General features: G+C 71.6%; 17 protein-coding genes. 6 read left to right on the top strand and 11 right to left on the bottom strand.

Features of this window, described 5'->3' with window-relative positions:
* Nucleotides 1-9: 9 nt before the first annotated feature.
* From MED01_RS02795 to MED01_RS02815, 5 genes are all read right to left on the bottom strand, one after another.
* Nucleotides 10-594 carry a TetR/AcrR family transcriptional regulator gene (locus MED01_RS02795; RefSeq protein ID WP_238666964.1) on the bottom strand — a complete coding sequence of 195 codons (585 nt, stop codon included), beginning with the start codon at nt 592-594 and terminating at the stop codon, nt 10-12.
* Between the two features lie 66 nt (nt 595-660).
* Nucleotides 661-1,392, bottom strand: a complete 732-nt coding sequence (locus tag MED01_RS02800; protein ID WP_238666965.1) for an ABC transporter ATP-binding protein — start codon at nt 1,390-1,392, stop codon at nt 661-663.
* Nucleotides 1,389-2,519 (bottom strand): FtsX-like permease family protein, encoded by a 1,131-nt coding sequence (locus MED01_RS02805; RefSeq protein ID WP_238666966.1) that lies wholly within the window; start codon nt 2,517-2,519, stop codon nt 1,389-1,391. Before MED01_RS02805 ends, MED01_RS02800 begins: the two co-directional genes overlap by 4 nt.
* A gap of 64 nt (nt 2,520-2,583) precedes the next feature.
* Nucleotides 2,584-3,099, bottom strand: coding sequence for an O-acetyl-ADP-ribose deacetylase (locus MED01_RS02810; RefSeq protein ID WP_238666967.1), 516 nt, complete (start codon nt 3,097-3,099; stop codon nt 2,584-2,586).
* A gap of 2 nt (nt 3,100-3,101) precedes the next feature.
* The gene (locus MED01_RS02815) at nt 3,102-3,932 is read right to left on the bottom strand and encodes an EI24 domain-containing protein (protein ID WP_238666968.1); all 831 of its coding nucleotides are present in this window, start codon (nt 3,930-3,932) and stop codon (nt 3,102-3,104) included.
* A 200-nt stretch (nt 3,933-4,132) separates the two neighbouring features.
* Between MED01_RS02815 and MED01_RS02820 the strand changes: the two genes are divergently transcribed.
* Genes MED01_RS02820 through MED01_RS02840 form a run of 5 tightly spaced genes read left to right on the top strand, consistent with a single transcriptional unit; the run spans nt 4,133 to nt 8,697 of the window.
* The gene (locus tag MED01_RS02820) at nt 4,133-5,041 is read left to right on the top strand and encodes an ABC transporter ATP-binding protein (protein ID WP_238666969.1); all 909 of its coding nucleotides are present in this window, start codon (nt 4,133-4,135) and stop codon (nt 5,039-5,041) included.
* A 12-nt stretch (nt 5,042-5,053) separates the two neighbouring features.
* Complete coding sequence (locus MED01_RS02825) at nt 5,054-5,788, top strand: ABC transporter permease (RefSeq protein ID WP_238666970.1); 735 nt, start codon at nt 5,054-5,056, stop codon at nt 5,786-5,788.
* A 10-nt stretch (nt 5,789-5,798) separates the two neighbouring features.
* Nucleotides 5,799-7,067, top strand: coding sequence for a sensor histidine kinase (locus MED01_RS02830; RefSeq protein WP_238666971.1), 1,269 nt, complete (start codon nt 5,799-5,801; stop codon nt 7,065-7,067).
* The gene (locus MED01_RS02835; RefSeq protein ID WP_274525174.1) at nt 7,064-7,705 is read left to right on the top strand and encodes a response regulator; all 642 of its coding nucleotides are present in this window, start codon (nt 7,064-7,066) and stop codon (nt 7,703-7,705) included. The genes MED01_RS02830 and MED01_RS02835 overlap by 4 nt, the downstream gene beginning before the upstream one ends.
* A 23-nt stretch (nt 7,706-7,728) precedes the next feature.
* Nucleotides 7,729-8,697: a helix-turn-helix transcriptional regulator gene (locus MED01_RS02840; protein WP_238666972.1), complete on the top strand. Its 969-nt coding sequence runs from the start codon at nt 7,729-7,731 to the stop codon at nt 8,695-8,697.
* On the opposite strand, the gene MED01_RS02845 is transcribed toward MED01_RS02840, so the two are convergent.
* The 6 genes from MED01_RS02845 to MED01_RS02870 all read right to left on the bottom strand — a co-directional run bounded on the left by MED01_RS02845 (nt 8,688) and on the right by MED01_RS02870 (nt 12,917).
* A complete protein-coding gene (locus tag MED01_RS02845; protein ID WP_238666973.1) occupies nt 8,688-9,602 on the bottom strand; it encodes an SDR family oxidoreductase in 915 nt (304 codons plus the stop codon). The genes MED01_RS02840 and MED01_RS02845 overlap by 10 nt on opposite strands.
* Before the next feature lie 55 nt (nt 9,603-9,657).
* Entirely contained in the window at nt 9,658-10,395 is a 738-nt protein-coding gene (locus MED01_RS02850; protein WP_238666974.1) for an alanyl-tRNA editing protein, read from the bottom strand.
* A gap of 11 nt (nt 10,396-10,406) precedes the next feature.
* The gene (locus MED01_RS02855) at nt 10,407-11,294 is read right to left on the bottom strand and encodes an alpha/beta fold hydrolase (protein WP_238666975.1); all 888 of its coding nucleotides are present in this window, start codon (nt 11,292-11,294) and stop codon (nt 10,407-10,409) included.
* Nucleotides 11,291-11,605, bottom strand: coding sequence for a DUF2516 family protein (locus MED01_RS02860; RefSeq protein WP_238666976.1), 315 nt, complete (start codon nt 11,603-11,605; stop codon nt 11,291-11,293). Before MED01_RS02860 ends, MED01_RS02855 begins: the two co-directional genes overlap by 4 nt.
* Nucleotides 11,606-11,676: 71 nt before the next feature.
* Complete coding sequence (locus MED01_RS02865) at nt 11,677-12,309, bottom strand: hypothetical protein (protein ID WP_238666977.1); 633 nt, start codon at nt 12,307-12,309, stop codon at nt 11,677-11,679.
* The gene (locus MED01_RS02870) at nt 12,306-12,917 is read right to left on the bottom strand and encodes a helix-turn-helix domain-containing protein (RefSeq protein ID WP_238666978.1); all 612 of its coding nucleotides are present in this window, start codon (nt 12,915-12,917) and stop codon (nt 12,306-12,308) included. Before MED01_RS02870 ends, MED01_RS02865 begins: the two co-directional genes overlap by 4 nt.
* Before the next feature lie 112 nt (nt 12,918-13,029).
* Here MED01_RS02870 and MED01_RS02875 point away from each other — a divergent pair, with 112 nt between their 5' ends.
* On the top strand, nt 13,030-13,827 hold the full coding sequence (locus MED01_RS02875) for an alpha/beta fold hydrolase (protein ID WP_238666979.1): 798 nt from the start codon (nt 13,030-13,032) through the stop codon (nt 13,825-13,827).
* Nucleotide 13,828 lies beyond the last annotated feature (1 nt).

Consider the following 13,828-nt stretch of genomic DNA (forward strand, 5'->3'; position numbering starts at 1 on the left):
GCCGGAGCCTCAGCCGCTGTCGCGGTCGAGGTAGGGGCTGAGGAGTTCGCGGGCGAGGCTGGTCGCCTTGGCCAGCGCGAGCCCTCCCTCGATCATCCGGCTCAGCGCGTAGACGATCGACTGCACCAGTTCGGCCACCCGGACCGGGTCGGATGAGCCGTGGTCGGTGAGCGCGGCGCGCAGCGGGGCTTCCAGGCGGTCGTGCATGAGTCGGCTGGAGCTGGCGAGTGCCTCGCTGCTGCCGGCTGACGCGAGCGCGCGGGCCAGGGCGTGGTCGCCTCGGGCAACCAGTTGCAGGTTGCTGTCCACGTACGCCTGAATCTTCTGCCCGGGCGTGCCGGCAGCGTCCATGCGCTTCTCGACGTAGGCCGACCAGCGGGGGAACGTCTCGGTGACGAGGGCGTCGAACATGTCGGCACGAGACTTGAAGTACGAATAGACGCTGGAGCGGGCCAGGCCGGCGTGCTGGGCGACCTCGGCCAGGCCGGGGATCTGCTCGGGGTGTTCCGACAGCAGGGTGCGGGCCGCGTCGAGCAGCGCCGCGCGTTGGGAAGCCCGGTGCTCGGCGACGGTCGCGGCCTGGATCTTCGGCACGCCACCTCCCCTTGTTCCGGACGGACATGACCTGCCTGGTCCTGCGCCCGCACCCTGCCGTCGTGGTCAGCTGCTGGCCGCCAGCTTGCCGTCGACCATCTCGTAAACGGTGTCACAGTACTGCAGCACATCGTGGTCGTGAGTGACCATGACCACCGCGACCGACCGCTGCCGGGCCTCGTGGGCCAGCAGTCGCACGATCTCGTGGCTGCGTGCCCGGTCCAGCGCCGCCGTCGGTTCGTCGACCAACAGCACGCTGGGCTCGGTGACCAGTGCCCGGGCGATCCCGACGCGCTGGCGTTCGCCACCCGACAACTGGTGGGGGCGCCGGTCGGCCTTGTCCGCCATGCCGACGTCCGCGAGCAGCTCCAGCGGGTCACGGCCGGACCGCTGCGACCGCGGCCCCAGCCGCAGGGGCAGCCGCAACTGGTCGGCGGCGGTCAACGCGGGCAGCAGGTTGCCCGACTGGAACACGAACCCCACGTGCTGGCGGCGCAGCTCAGTGCGTGTGCGGCGGCTCGGCACTGTCATGTCCTGACCGGCCACGGTGACGGTGCCGTGGCCGGGCCGGGCCAGGCCACCGGCGACGGCGAGCAGGCTGGACTTGCCCGCACCGGACGGACCAACGACCGCGGCGAGTTCACCGGGTCGCACCGTCAGATCGACGTTGTCGAGCGCCTGCACGGTCTCGGCGGCGTTGCCGTGCCGCAGGGACACCGCACGCATCACCAACCCGAGCTGCTCGGGTGCGTCGTCGGTGGGTGTGGTCGAAGCGGTCGGAGCGGAACGGCTGCTCATCGGTTTCCTCCCAGAGCGGTGGCCGGGTCGACAGAGGTGATGCGGATGACCGCCGCGCCGGCTCCGACCAGGCCGAGGACGACGAGGCCGACCCCGGCTGCGGAGATGCTCGGCATGCTCAGCGCGAACGGGATGCCGCTGCCGGTGATGAGGGCGCCGAGCGCGAGGCCGACCCCCACGCCGATGGCCACTGCCGCCGCCAACAGCACGAGCGCCTGCGTCAGCGCGTCGCGCAGCACCCAGCCGGTCGAGGCGCCCAGGGCCCGCAGGACGGCCACCTCGGGCTTGCGCTGGATCGCCCACACCGCGAAGAACGCGCCGGCGACCAGCGCCGAGATCGCGTACAGGAATCCCTGGATCAGTTGCAGTGTCGTCGTCTCGGCGGTGTATCCCGGCGAGGCACCGTAGGCCTCCTTCAGGGTCAGACTCTCGGTGCCCGCCGCGGTGTCCCCCGCGGCCAGGTCCACGGACTTCCCGCCGGCCGCGCGCACCGCCACCGCCGTGATCTCCGTTGCGGCACGCTGCGGCAGCGCTGCGCCGGGGGCGGTGCCGGACTTGATGGCCTGCCACGCCGCCAGCGGCACGTACGCCACGTCCACGTGCCCGAAGGTGTCCTGCTGCTCGGTGACGCCGACAACCCGCAGTCGCGTGCCCAGCCGGTCGATGGTGACCGTGTCGCCCAGTTGCAGTCCCGCGTCCAGCGCGGTGGGGCTCACCACGATGCCGTCCGCGGTGCCCAGTCGCTCACCCTGGCTGACCGCTGGCGACAGGAACGAGTCGGACTGCACTCCGAACAGGGCCAGGTCGATCTCTGTTCCTCGATCGGTACGCGTGTTGACCAGGGTGTTGCCGAACGGCGCCGCGTCGGCGACGCCCGGCTGGGAAGCCCACTCGTCCACCGCCGACAGGTCCACGACGCTGCGGGAGAAGGCGGAGTCACGCTGCACGTCGTGCGTGAAGGCGAAGGATGTGACCGGCAGGTTCTGCAGCCCGGACACACCGTCGCGGACCAGCCCGACCGACAGCCCGGACAGCATCACCATCAGCACGGCGATCAGCGCGATCACCGCGCCCATCAGAGCGAACCGCAACCGGGCGAAGTTCAGCTCACGAATAGCGAGGAACATCAGCGCCCGCCCACGTGGGTTATCGACATCATGTCGACATGTTACCAACAGGCTGTTGGCAAACTCAGACGGTGTCGAGAACGCGCCGGGCAGTGGCGTGGGTGTCCGCCCCGAACAGCACCAGGCGGGCCTCGGTGACGGTGGCTGACGCGGCCGAGCGCAGCACCGCCAGCGCCTGACCGACAGCGTCGTCGACGGGCCAGCCGTAGATGCCGGCGGAGATCAACGGAAAGGCCACAGTGCCAGCACCCACCTCGTCGGCCACCCGCAGGCTGTTGGCGTAGCAGTCGCGCAACAGCGCCGAGCGGTCCTCGCCGGCCGACCAGACCGGCCCGACCGTGTGGATCACCCAGCGGGCCGGCAGCTCGCCGGCCGTGGTCGCCACCGCCTGCCCGGTCGGCAACCCTCGGCCGTAGCGGGACGCCCGCAGCGCCCGGCACTCCGCGAGGATGGCGGGGCCGCCGCGCCGGTGGATGGCCCCGTCGACTCCACCGCCGCCGAGCAGTGACGAGTTCGCGGCATTCACTATGGCGTCCACCCGCTGGGCGGTGATGTCCCCCTCGACCAGGGTGACCTCCACGGCTAGCTCCTTTCGACGGGCTGGCCGGCAGGCGACGCGGACAGCGGGCCGTCGATCGGCTGGCCCATCGAGCGGCGGGCCAGCAACGTGGCCCCGGCGACGGCGGCCGGCATGATCAGTACGGCGCCGAGCGGAATCAGGAAGCAGAGGAAGACGGCCACGCCGAAGCCGAGCGCCGTGGGTCGGTCGGCCTTCAGGATCGTCCGGCGCTGCGGCAGCCGCATCCCCCGTCGGTAGAACGGTGCACCCACCAGTTCCACGGCGAGGAACCAGCCGCCCACTGCCGCCCCGATGACCGGGACAACCGTCTGGCCGACCACAGGGATGAAGCCGGCGACGAAGAGCGGGATGCCGACCAACGCCGTGAGCGCCACCAGGCGTACCGAGTCGGCGAGGCTGCGGCGCAGCGATGACCAGAAGGGCACCTCCACAGCGCCCGGCGTGCCGCCGTACCGCTGTTCGACCTGCTCGGAGATCTTCTCGTAGAACGGGTCGCCGATGACCAGAGTGACAGCGGTGAAGGTGAGCACGCCGAGCAGGCCGCCGAGCCCCAGGAAGGCCAACCCGGCGATCACCCGGACCAGGCTGCGGCCGGTGCTCGACCAGTCGTCGGCGAACGGGGTGACAAGCGCGGCGAGATCGTCCACGAAGTACACCAGCGTGGCGAGCGCGGCCAGGAACAGCACGCCGGAGATCAGCGCCGGCACGATGCCGAGCAGCATCAGCCCCGGGCTGCGGACGTAGAGGCCCAACCCGCGCAGGAGCAGCCCCGCCCCGGAGAGGAAGCGTCCGACGACCCCGGTCACCGGGCTGGCGATTCTGCTGGCATCCACGATCGAGCAGCCTAACCAGCCGTGACCGGATCCGCCGGGCGGAGCGCTAGCAGCCCCTCACCACGTACACATCAACCGGTTGACGGACAGCGGTGATCCACCGGGGACGCCAGGGTTCGTCGCTGACCGGTCGATTCGCCGACGGGCCGCCCCGACAAGGCTTGAGGGGTACGAAGTCAGCGGCGGCGGAAGGCGGCACGATGCCGGTCATCGAGGTGACCCACCTGAAGAAGCGGTACGGCGACCTGGTGGCGGTGGACGACGTGTCGCTCACCGTGGAGGCCGGGGAGATCTTCGGCGTCCTCGGCCCGAACGGCGCCGGCAAGACCACCACAGTGGAGTGCGTCGCCGGGCTGCGTGTCCCCGACGGGGGCGGGGTGTCGGTCCTCGGGCTCGACCCCCGCAGGGACGCGGCCCAGCTACGCCAGCGGGTCGGTGTGCAACTCCAGGAGAGCCAACTGCCGGACCGGTTGCGGGTGGCCGAGGCACTGGAGTTGTACGCCTCGTTCTACCGCAACCCGGCCGACCCGGCCGAGCTGATCGACAAGCTGGGCCTCGGCGACAAACGGAACACCGCGTACAAGAAGCTCTCCGGCGGTCAGAAGCAGCGACTCTCCATCGCGCTGGCACTGGTGGGCAACCCGGAGATCGCGATCCTCGACGAGCTGACCACCGGGCTGGACCCGCAGGCCCGCCGGGACACCTGGGGCCTCATCGAACAGGTCCGCGACAGCGGGGTGACGATCGTGCTGGTCACCCACTTCATGGAGGAGGCCGAGCGGCTCTGCGACCGGGTCGCGGTGATCGACAGGGGTCGGGTGGTCGCCCTGGACAGCCCGGCGGGCCTGGTGTCGGCGGTGGCTCCGGAGCAGCGGATCCGGTTCCGGCCCTCGACTCCGATCGACGACCGACTCCTCGCCGATCTGCCCGAGGTGTCCGCCGTGCAGCGAACCGGCAGCCAGGTGGTGGTGACCGGCACCGGTGAGTTGCTGCACGCCGTCACCTCGGTGCTCGCCCGCCACCAGATCGTCGCCGCCGACCTGCGGCTGGAGCAGTCCACCCTCGACGATGCCTTCGTCGAGCTGACCGGGCACCGGCCCGCCAACTGAGAGGAAGCCAGCATGCACGCCTTCCGCAACATCCTGAGAACCGAGGCGCGCCTCTACCTGCGGGACCTGCCGACGCTTCTCACCACGATCGGGCTGCCCACACTGATCCTGGTGGTGCTCGGGTTGGTCCCCTCGCTGCGCAAGCCGGATCCGACCTTCGACGGGCAGACCTTCGTCAGCTACTTCGCCCCGTCGCTGCTGGTGGTCACCCTCGCCATGGTCGGGGTGAACATCCTGCCCGCCGTGCTGGCCACCTACCGGGAACGCGGCGTGCTGCGTCGGCTGGCGACCACCCCGGCGCACCCGGCCGCTCTGCTCGCCGCCCAACTGGTGCTGGCCCTGGCCGGGATCCTGGCCAGCGCGTTGCTGCTCATCCTCGTCGCCCGGCTCGCGTTCGGGGTGCCGTTCCCCAGACACCCGCTCGGCTTCACGCTGGCGTTCATCCTCGGCACGGCCGCCCTGCTGGCGCTCGGCCTGCTGGTCGCCGCTGTGGCCCGGACGACGAAGGCGGCACAGGCCCTGGCCGTGCCGCTCTTCCTGGTCATCATGTTCTTCGGCGGGGTCTACCTGCCCCGCTTCCTGCTCCCGGACTTTGTGGCGCGGATCGGCGACTACACGCCACCCGGGGTGCAGGCGCTCCTCGACGCCTGGACCGGCACCCCGCCGCAGCCGCTGCACCTGGGGATAATGGCGGCGATCGCCGTGGCGGCCGGCGCCGGCGCGGCGAAATTGTTCCGCTGGGAGTGAGCGAGATGCGATGACCTGCGACGGTGGGCACGACCGTCTGACCAGTTGGCGAGAGCACGAGGCGACTCTCTATCGCATCTTCCCCTTCGGCGGGCTGACCCTGGGTACCCTGCTGGCCCTCGTCGCACCGGCGCCTGACCATCTCGGCGCGCTGCCCACCCTCGCTCTCGCCGTGTCGGCCGGATGCTGGGTCGCCTGGTTCGTCACAGTGCACCCCGGCTGGCAGAGCCGGCGCGGGCTGATGGCGATCTACTACGCCGGGCTGCTCACGTTCGCCGCCGCACTGGTGGCCGCCAGTCCGTGGTACGGCTTCTTCGCCTGGATCGGCTACATCCATGCCTTTCCGGTGCTGCACGGGCGCTGGCGGGTCGTCGGCGTGGTCACCACGGCCACCCTCGTCGCCACGTCGCAGGGCGGTGGTCTGTCGGTGGTGATGTCGCACTGGCCGCTCTGGCTGGTGCTGGTGCTGTTCAACCTGGTGGTGGCCGGCTCGGCGAGCTGGTTCGCGATGGTCGCCGAACAGGAGAACGCCAAACGCAAGCGGTTGGTGGCGGAACTCGGCGAGGCCAACCGCCAACTCACCGAGACGGTCAGTGAGAACGCCGGGTTGCACGCCCAACTGCTCACCCAGGCCCGGGAGGCCGGGGTGCTGGACGAGCGGCAACGAATGGCACGGGAGATCCACGACACCCTGGCTCAGGGGTTGACCGGCATCATCACCCAGTTGGAGGCGGCCGAGCAGACCCGCGACCGGTCCCCCGACTGGCGCCGGCACGTTGACAACGCGCTCGCACTGGCCCGGGAGAGCCTCACCGAGGCCCGCCGCTCGGTACAGGCGGTCCGTCCGGAACCGTTGGAGACGGCCCGGCTACCGGATGCCCTCGTTGAGCTGGGCGGGCGCTGGTCGGCCCGGAACGGGGTGCGGGCCGAGGTGGCCACCACCGGGACCCCACGCCCGCTGCACCCTGAGGTCGAGGTGACCCTGCTCCGGGCCGCCCAGGAGGCGTTGTCCAATGTCGCCCGGCACGCCGCCGCGTCGCGGGTCGGGCTGACCCTGTCGTACATGGCGGACGTGGTCACGCTCGATGTGCGCGACGACGGGGCCGGCTTCGACATCACCGACCGGCCGGCCTCCCGCGAGCCGGGCGGCGGGTACGGGCTGACCGCCATGCGGCAGCGGGTCACCCGGGTCGGCGGTGAGTTGGCAGTCGAGTCCGAGCCGGGCGGCGGCACCGCCATCTCGGCGTCCGTCCCCGCGCTACCCGGAGGTGCCTGTTGACCGCCCCGATACGGCTGCTGATCGTCGACGACCACCCGGTCGTGCGGGACGGCCTGCGGGGGATGTTCACCGGCGACAGCGATTTCGAGGTGGTGGGCGAGGCAGCGGACGGGTCGGAGGCGTTGGCCCTGGTAGCGACGCTGCGGCCGGACGTGGTGCTGATGGACCTCCGGATGCCCGGAATGGACGGGGTGACAGCCATCGGCAGGCTGGCCCGCGCCGGCAGCGCCGCCCGGGTGCTGGTGCTGACCACCTACGACACGGACGCCGACGTGCTGCCGGCGATCGAGGCCGGTGCGACAGGCTACCTGCTCAAGGACACCCCTCGGGAGGATCTGGTCCGGGCGGTCCGGGCCGCGGCCCGGGGCGAGTCGGTGCTCGCGCCGAGCGTCGCCGGCCGGCTGATGGGCCGGCTGCGCGCTCCCGCCGAGGAGCCGCTCAGTCAACGGGAGCTGGAAGTGCTCACGCTGGTGGCCCGGGGTGCCTCCAACCGGGAGGCGGCGGCCCGCCTGTTCATCAGTGAGGCCACCGTCAAGACGCATCTGCTGCACCTGTACGCCAAGCTCGGGGTCAACGACCGGGCTGCCGCTGTGGCCACCGCGTACGACAGGGGATTGCTGACGCCCGGCGGGCGGTGAGCGGCACCGGGCAGGATGGGCGGATGCGCGCGTCCCGACTGATCTCGTTGCTGTTGCTGTTGCAGTCGCGCGGGTCGATGACCGCGAGCGAGCTGGCGCGGGAGCTGGAGGTGTCCGAGCGGACCGTCTACCGGGACGTCCTGGCGCTCTCCGCGGCGGGCGTGCCGGTCTACGCCGACCGGGGGCGGGCCGGGGGTTACCGCCTGCTCGGTGGGTACCGCACCCGGTTGACCGGGCTGACCCGGGACGAGGCGGAGGCGCTCTTCCTCGCCGGGCTGCCCGGGCCGGCCGGCGAGATGGGACTCGCCGACGCTGTCGCGTCGGCCGAACTGAAGGTGCTCGCCGCGCTGCCACCCGCCCTACGCGACGCGCCGGCCCGCGCCGGGCAGCGGTTCCACCTGGACGTGCCGGGCTGGTTCCGGGAGACAGCGCCACCGCTCTGGCTGCCCGACCTGGCGCGGGCGGTCTGGGGAGACCGGGTGGTGGAGTTGCGCTACCGACGCGGCGACCGGGAGGTGACCCGCCGGGTCCAGCCGTACGGCCTGGTCCTCAAGAGCGCGGTCTGGTACCTGGTCGGCCGGGTCGGCGAGAACGTGCGCACCTACCGGGTGGACCGGGTCACCGGGGTCGAGGTGGTCGACGAGCACTTCGACCGCGACGAGGGCTTCGACCTGGCCGGGCACTGGCGCGAGCAGGCCGGGTCGTTCCTGCGGACCATGCTGCGGGCCGAGGTCGTCGTCCGGCTGAGCCCCGCCGGTCTGCGCCAGCTCCGGCACCTGGTCGATGCCCCCTTCGTGTACGACGAACTGGTCGCCGCCGCCGGCCCACCCGACGGGCAGGGCTGGGTGGTGGCCCGGCTGCCCGTCGAGTCGGTCCCGGTGGCGTACCGCCAACTGCTGGGGCTCGGCCCCGAGGTGGAGGTCCTCGACCCACCCGAGCTTCGGCGGTTGTTCGCGGAGAGCGCCGACCGGCTCTCCGCGCTCTACCGGTAGCCGGTGACGTCCGCCGGCTTGCCCGCGTCGACCACCTCGGTGATGTAGCGGAAACCCTCGGGTTGGCTGCCGTCGAGGTCGGTGAAGCCGTACACCTTGGACAGCGTGCCGGCGTCGACGGATCTGCCGCTCCAGCGGGCCTTCTCCTCGTCGGCGGCGAGCGCGGCCACCGCCCGGCCGACGAAGGCCGGGGTCTCCGAGATGAGGAAGTTCGGGTCGGTGGCGGCGCCGTCGCGCCAGTTCTCCTCGGTCACGCCGAAGTGCTCCAGCATCGCCTCGGAGCGGATCCAGCCGGGAGTGAGCGCCACGGCCGTGCAGCCGTGCGGCTTCAGCTCGTGCGCCTGACTGAAGGCGAGCCGGTTGACCGAGACCTTGGCCAGGTCGTAGAAGACCGACAGCCGGTAGTTCTCGTCGTTGTACGCCTTGGTGCCGTCGCCCATCTCCACCACCAGGCCGCCGGGCTTGCGGATCAGCAGCGGCAACGCGAAGTGGCTGGTGATGATGTGCGTGTCGACAGCCAGTCGCAGCGTACGGAAACCGGCGTCGAGCGGCTGCTCCCAGACCGGCTTGTCCCAGGTGACCAGTGGGTCGCCGCCCCAGATGTCGTTCACCAGCACGTCGAGTTGCCCCTGCTCGGCGTCGATCCGGGCGACCAGGTCGCGGACCTGCTCGGGCACCAGGTGGTCGACCTGAACGGCGATGCCGGTGCCGCCGGCCGCGCTGACCAGCTCGGCGGTCTCCTCGATGGTCTCCGGTCGGTCCATCTCGGAGCGGCCGGCCCGGGAGCTGCGACCGGTGGCGTAGACAGTGGCACCGGCCGCGCCGAGCTGAACGGCGATCTGTCGTCCGGCACCACGGGTGGCACCGGCGACGAGCGCGATCTTTCCTGTGAGCGGTTGTGTCATGCCTGCGACGTTGTCAGGAATACCTGACAACCGACGTCCGAATTCGGGACTCGATCTAGTCGACCAGTCGGACCCGGACCCGGCGGTTGGCGCGGCCCTTGCTCTCCACCTTGACCACCTGGACCTTGCCGATCTGGGCGGTGGAGGCGACGTGGGTGCCACCGTCGGCCTGCACGTCCAGCCCGACGATGTCGACGATCCGGACCTCCTGCTCATCCGGCGGGATGAGGTTGGACTGGGTACGGATGATGTCCGGCAGGGCCAGCGCCTCGGTGCGCGGCAGCACCCGGGTGGCGACCGATCGGTCGGCGGCCACCTCGGCGTTCACCAGCTCCTCGATGCGGCTCTTGAAGTCCGGGGGCACCTCGGGGAGGTTGAAGTCCATCCGGGCCTCGCCCGGTTCCATCGAGTTTCCGGTCACCAACGCGCCGAAGTCGCGGAACACCACACCGCAGAGCACGTGCAGCCCGGAGTGCGTACGCATCAGCCGGGTGCGGCGCTCGTCCTCCAACGCACCGACGACAGCGGTGCCGACCGGCGGCAGCGGGTCACCCTCGGCGGGAATCAGGTAGGGGTCGTCGCCCTTGCGGGTGCCGACGATCCGGGTCTGCACGCCCTGCCAGAGCAGCACGCCGTGGTCGGGTGGTTGACCACCGCCGCCCGGGTAGAACGCCGAACGGTCGAGCACGATGCCCTGCTCCGCATCGGAGTGCAGGACCGTGCAGGTCCATTCGCGCAGTGTCGGGTCGGCAAGATCCAGCCGGTGCGTCCGGCCGTGCTGTGTGACGCCCATGACAGGGCAGGTTACTCGTTCAGGAAGCCGGAGATGCGATCCCGCAGATCGGCGCGTTCCGACCAGAGCACGCCGGGCCGGTCGTACACGTGCAGGGTGGCCTGCGGCAGCGCGACGGCGAGCCGCTCGGCGACGTCGACCGGGTGCAGGTCGTCGCCCGCGCAACCGATCACCAGCGCCGGCGCGGTGACCGCCGTCAGGTCACCGATCTGGCGCAGCGGAGTCTGGTCGGTGAACGTGGCCAGACCGTCGGCCAGACCGTCGCGGAGCAGCTGGTCTAGCCGTTGTCGTAGGTAGGCCCAGCCGGCCGGGGTGTTGCGCACCGCCGGGGGCAACTCCAGCGTGACGATGTCGGCGACCGCCGAGGCGTCCCCGCTCTCCACCGCCTCCAGCAGGTCGGTGATGCGCTCCCGGGCGAGCGGCCCGCGTGGCTCGTCGAGGACCGCCGGCAGGAAGAAGACCAGCTTGTCGAAACGCTCCGGGCTCTCCACGAGGAGCCGGCAGAGGGCACCCGCGCCGAGGCTCGCGCCGAACGCCCGGCTGGCGCCGCCGAGGTCGGCGATCGCCCGTAGATCCCGGGCCAGGTCCAGGTAGTCCCACGGCCCGTCCGGGGCTTCGGAACGGCCGTGCCCGCGGAACTGGAAGAACACCTTGCGGCCGTTCACCCCACTGCCGAAGGGGCGGGTGGTGGCGATGCCGTTGCCCAGCCCGTGCGCGAACACGGTAGCCGGATCACCGGTGCCGGTGACCAGCCGCTCCAGCCGGACGCCGTGCGGGGTGGTGACCAGCTCGGTCTCCGGCTCCGGCAGCGCCGGCCGGCCGGTACGCGGACCACCCGGCCCGGGCCCCCAGGTGCGGGGCCCGCTGTCGGGTGGGGGTGGCCAGCGAAAACCTCTCACCAGAACCCTTTGCCGTCACTCAGGTCGCGCAGACCGACCCGGACGTCGAGCAGGTAGATCAGACCGGCGGCGATGCCGACGAGTCCGAAGAGGCTGATCGGACCGAACCCGAGCAGGGTGAGCGCGAGGCAGACCGCCAGGATGGCGATCCAGCCGCCCTTGGGGAGCGTGCCGATGGCGGGGAAGGCGTCGGAGCGCTGCGTGACGGCGTGCACCAGGGCGACGCCCTGAACGATCAGCGCGAAGACGAGCAGGATCAGCTCGATCACGTCACGGACGGCAAAGGCGAAGATCGGCGCGGCGTTGGCCATGTCGGCCAGTTTATGTCCACGACCCCGGCTACGTCCGACAAGGACGCCGCCGGGGTCGTCGACCCGACGAGCTACTCGGCTGCCGGACGGGTCCGCTTGGTGGCCCGGGGGAGCTTCGCCGACGGGGTCTCGGCCGGCTTGGCGGCCTTCGACGCGCGGGCGACCTTCTTGACCGCGGCCGGCTTGGCCTCGGCGATCTCGGCCACGTCGGCCGGCGTCGGCGCCGCGACCGGGGCCGCAGCGGTGGGGGCGGCGGCGGTGGGGGCGGCCGGCGTCACGGACTCGGTGGCCTCGATGTCGGCGTTGACCGTGTCGGCGGCCTCCAGCACGCCGGCACCGACGACCCGCTCGCCCCGGGCGACCAGCGCGCCGTACGCGGCGAACGCGCGCTCCTGGGCGACCTGGGCGCCCGCGACCACCAGGGCGGCGTTGCGGGTCGCGGCGGCGCGCAGCTTGTCGATGTCGGCCACCTCACGCAGCTTCGCCAGGTCGGCGGTCTCGTTGGCGGTGCGCAGCGTCTCGGTGGCCTTCTGCTTCAGCTCGAAGCCGGTCAGCACGGCCCGGCCACCCAGGTCGGCGACGACCCGGGTGCTGAGGACACCGACCACGGCCGGCAGCTTGCGCAGCTGCTCGATGGCCAGCTCACCGGCACCGGCTGCGGCGTAGATCGGGGCGGGGATGCGGTTGGTCTTCGGCTCGCTCATGACGTCTCCTCTTCGGCCGCCTCGGCGGCCTTCTTCTTCTGGGGGATGCTGGTGCTGCCCGGGGCGGGGGCGGTGCCCGCCTCGGTGACGGCGACCGACTCGAGCACGGCCTCGGTCGGGGTGCCGCCGACGGTGGTGGGGCCGGTCGCTGCCACATTTGCCAGGTCCGCAGCCTGGCTGGCGGGCTGACTGGCGGCCAGGTCCGCAGTCTGGCTGGCGGGCTGGTCGGCCTGCGCCGCCTCGGCTCCGGCCTGGGCCTCGGCCAGCCGGGTGTTCTCCCGGCGGAACGTCTCGTAGATCTGACTGAGCGACTGCTTCTGCGCCATCGTCAGGTCGGCGTCCACGGCGATGGCGGCGAGCACCCCGTGGCCTTCCTTGTCATCGAGCAGACCGGCGCGCAGGTACATCGCCGGCGTGGAGACCCGCAGCGCGCTCGCCAGTTGCTGGAGCACCTCGGCGCTGGGCTTGCGCAGGCCGCGCTCGATCTGGCTGAGGTACGGGTTGCTGACCCCCGCCTGCTCGGCGAGCTGCCGAAGCGAGATCTTGGCGTTACGCCGCAGATCGCGGATGAACCCGCCGACGTCGGGAAGGTCCTTGGGTGTGGCCATGGCAGCGACGCTAACCGCCAGCGCTAGCTCTTGCAAGCAAAACGCTAACCATAGTTAGCAAGGTCTCAGGATCCCGTTTGCGTGCCGCCCGGCCGCTCCGTACGGTCCGTCCGTGCACAAGATCACAGTCAATGGAGCAAGCATCGCGTACGACGAGGCCGGCACCGGTTCGCCAGTCGTCCTGCTGCACGCCGGAATCGCCGACCGGCGGATGTGGCGCGGGCAGGTGGCAGCGCTCGCCGCCCGACACCGGGTGATCGTCCCGGACCTGCGCGGCTACGGCGACTCGGAGCTCCCGCCGACCCCGTTCACGCACCACGACGACGTGGCCGGGCTGCTGGACGCGCTCGACCTGCCCCGGGCCGCCCTGGTCGGCTGCTCCTTCGGCGGGGCGGTCGCCATCGACACCGCGCTGGCCCACCCCGACCGGGTGAGCGCGCTCGCGCTGTTCGACACGGCGGTCTCCGGCAACGAGTGGTCCGACGAGGCGAACGACCTCTGGGACGACCTGGTCGGCGAGGTCGACCCGGACGACTTCGTCGCCGGCGCGGCCGGTGAGGTGCGGTTCTGGGTGGTCGGCCCGCGACGCCAGCCGGAGGACGTCGACACCGAGCTGATCGCGTTCGCGCAGGAGATGGACCAGCGTGCCCTCGCCGCAGAGCTGGCGCTCGGCGCGGTCGAGGTGGGAGAGCTGACGCCACCGGCGATCGGTCGCCTCGGTGAGCTGAAGATCCCCGTCCTGGTCACCGCCGGCGCCGCGGACGTGCCGGACATCAGTCGGCTCGCCGACCGGATCGCCGCCGAGGTCCCCGGCGCGGTACGACTGCCGGACGTGCCGGACGCCGCGCACCTACTGCCGCTGGAGCGTCCGGAGCCGGTCAACGCCGCGCTGCTCGACTTCCTGGGCTAGC

This window comes from Micromonospora alfalfae (genome assembly GCF_022230925.1).
GTDB lineage: Bacteria > Actinomycetota > Actinomycetes > Mycobacteriales > Micromonosporaceae > Micromonospora > Micromonospora alfalfae.

Excerpts from the sequence above, each read along its gene's own strand:
- MED01_RS02800 (WP_238666965.1), bottom strand. The coding sequence starts at position 1,392 with ATGAGCAGCCGTTCCGCTCCGACCGCTTCGACCACACCCACCGACGAC.
- MED01_RS02805 (WP_238666966.1), bottom strand. The coding sequence starts at position 2,519 with ATGTTCCTCGCTATTCGTGAGCTGAACTTCGCCCGGTTGCGGTTCGCT.
- MED01_RS02820 (WP_238666969.1), top strand. The coding sequence starts at position 4,133 with ATGCCGGTCATCGAGGTGACCCACCTGAAGAAGCGGTACGGCGACCTG.
- MED01_RS02825 (WP_238666970.1), top strand. The coding sequence starts at position 5,054 with ATGCACGCCTTCCGCAACATCCTGAGAACCGAGGCGCGCCTCTACCTG.
- MED01_RS02830 (WP_238666971.1), top strand. The coding sequence starts at position 5,799 with ATGACCTGCGACGGTGGGCACGACCGTCTGACCAGTTGGCGAGAGCAC.
- MED01_RS02840 (WP_238666972.1), top strand. The coding sequence starts at position 7,729 with ATGCGCGCGTCCCGACTGATCTCGTTGCTGTTGCTGTTGCAGTCGCGC.
- MED01_RS02845 (WP_238666973.1), bottom strand. The coding sequence starts at position 9,602 with ATGACACAACCGCTCACAGGAAAGATCGCGCTCGTCGCCGGTGCCACC.
- MED01_RS02850 (WP_238666974.1), bottom strand. The coding sequence starts at position 10,395 with ATGGGCGTCACACAGCACGGCCGGACGCACCGGCTGGATCTTGCCGAC.
- MED01_RS02860 (WP_238666976.1), bottom strand. The coding sequence starts at position 11,605 with ATGGCCAACGCCGCGCCGATCTTCGCCTTTGCCGTCCGTGACGTGATC.
- MED01_RS02865 (WP_238666977.1), bottom strand. The coding sequence starts at position 12,309 with ATGAGCGAGCCGAAGACCAACCGCATCCCCGCCCCGATCTACGCCGCA.
- MED01_RS02870 (WP_238666978.1), bottom strand. The coding sequence starts at position 12,917 with ATGGCCACACCCAAGGACCTTCCCGACGTCGGCGGGTTCATCCGCGAT.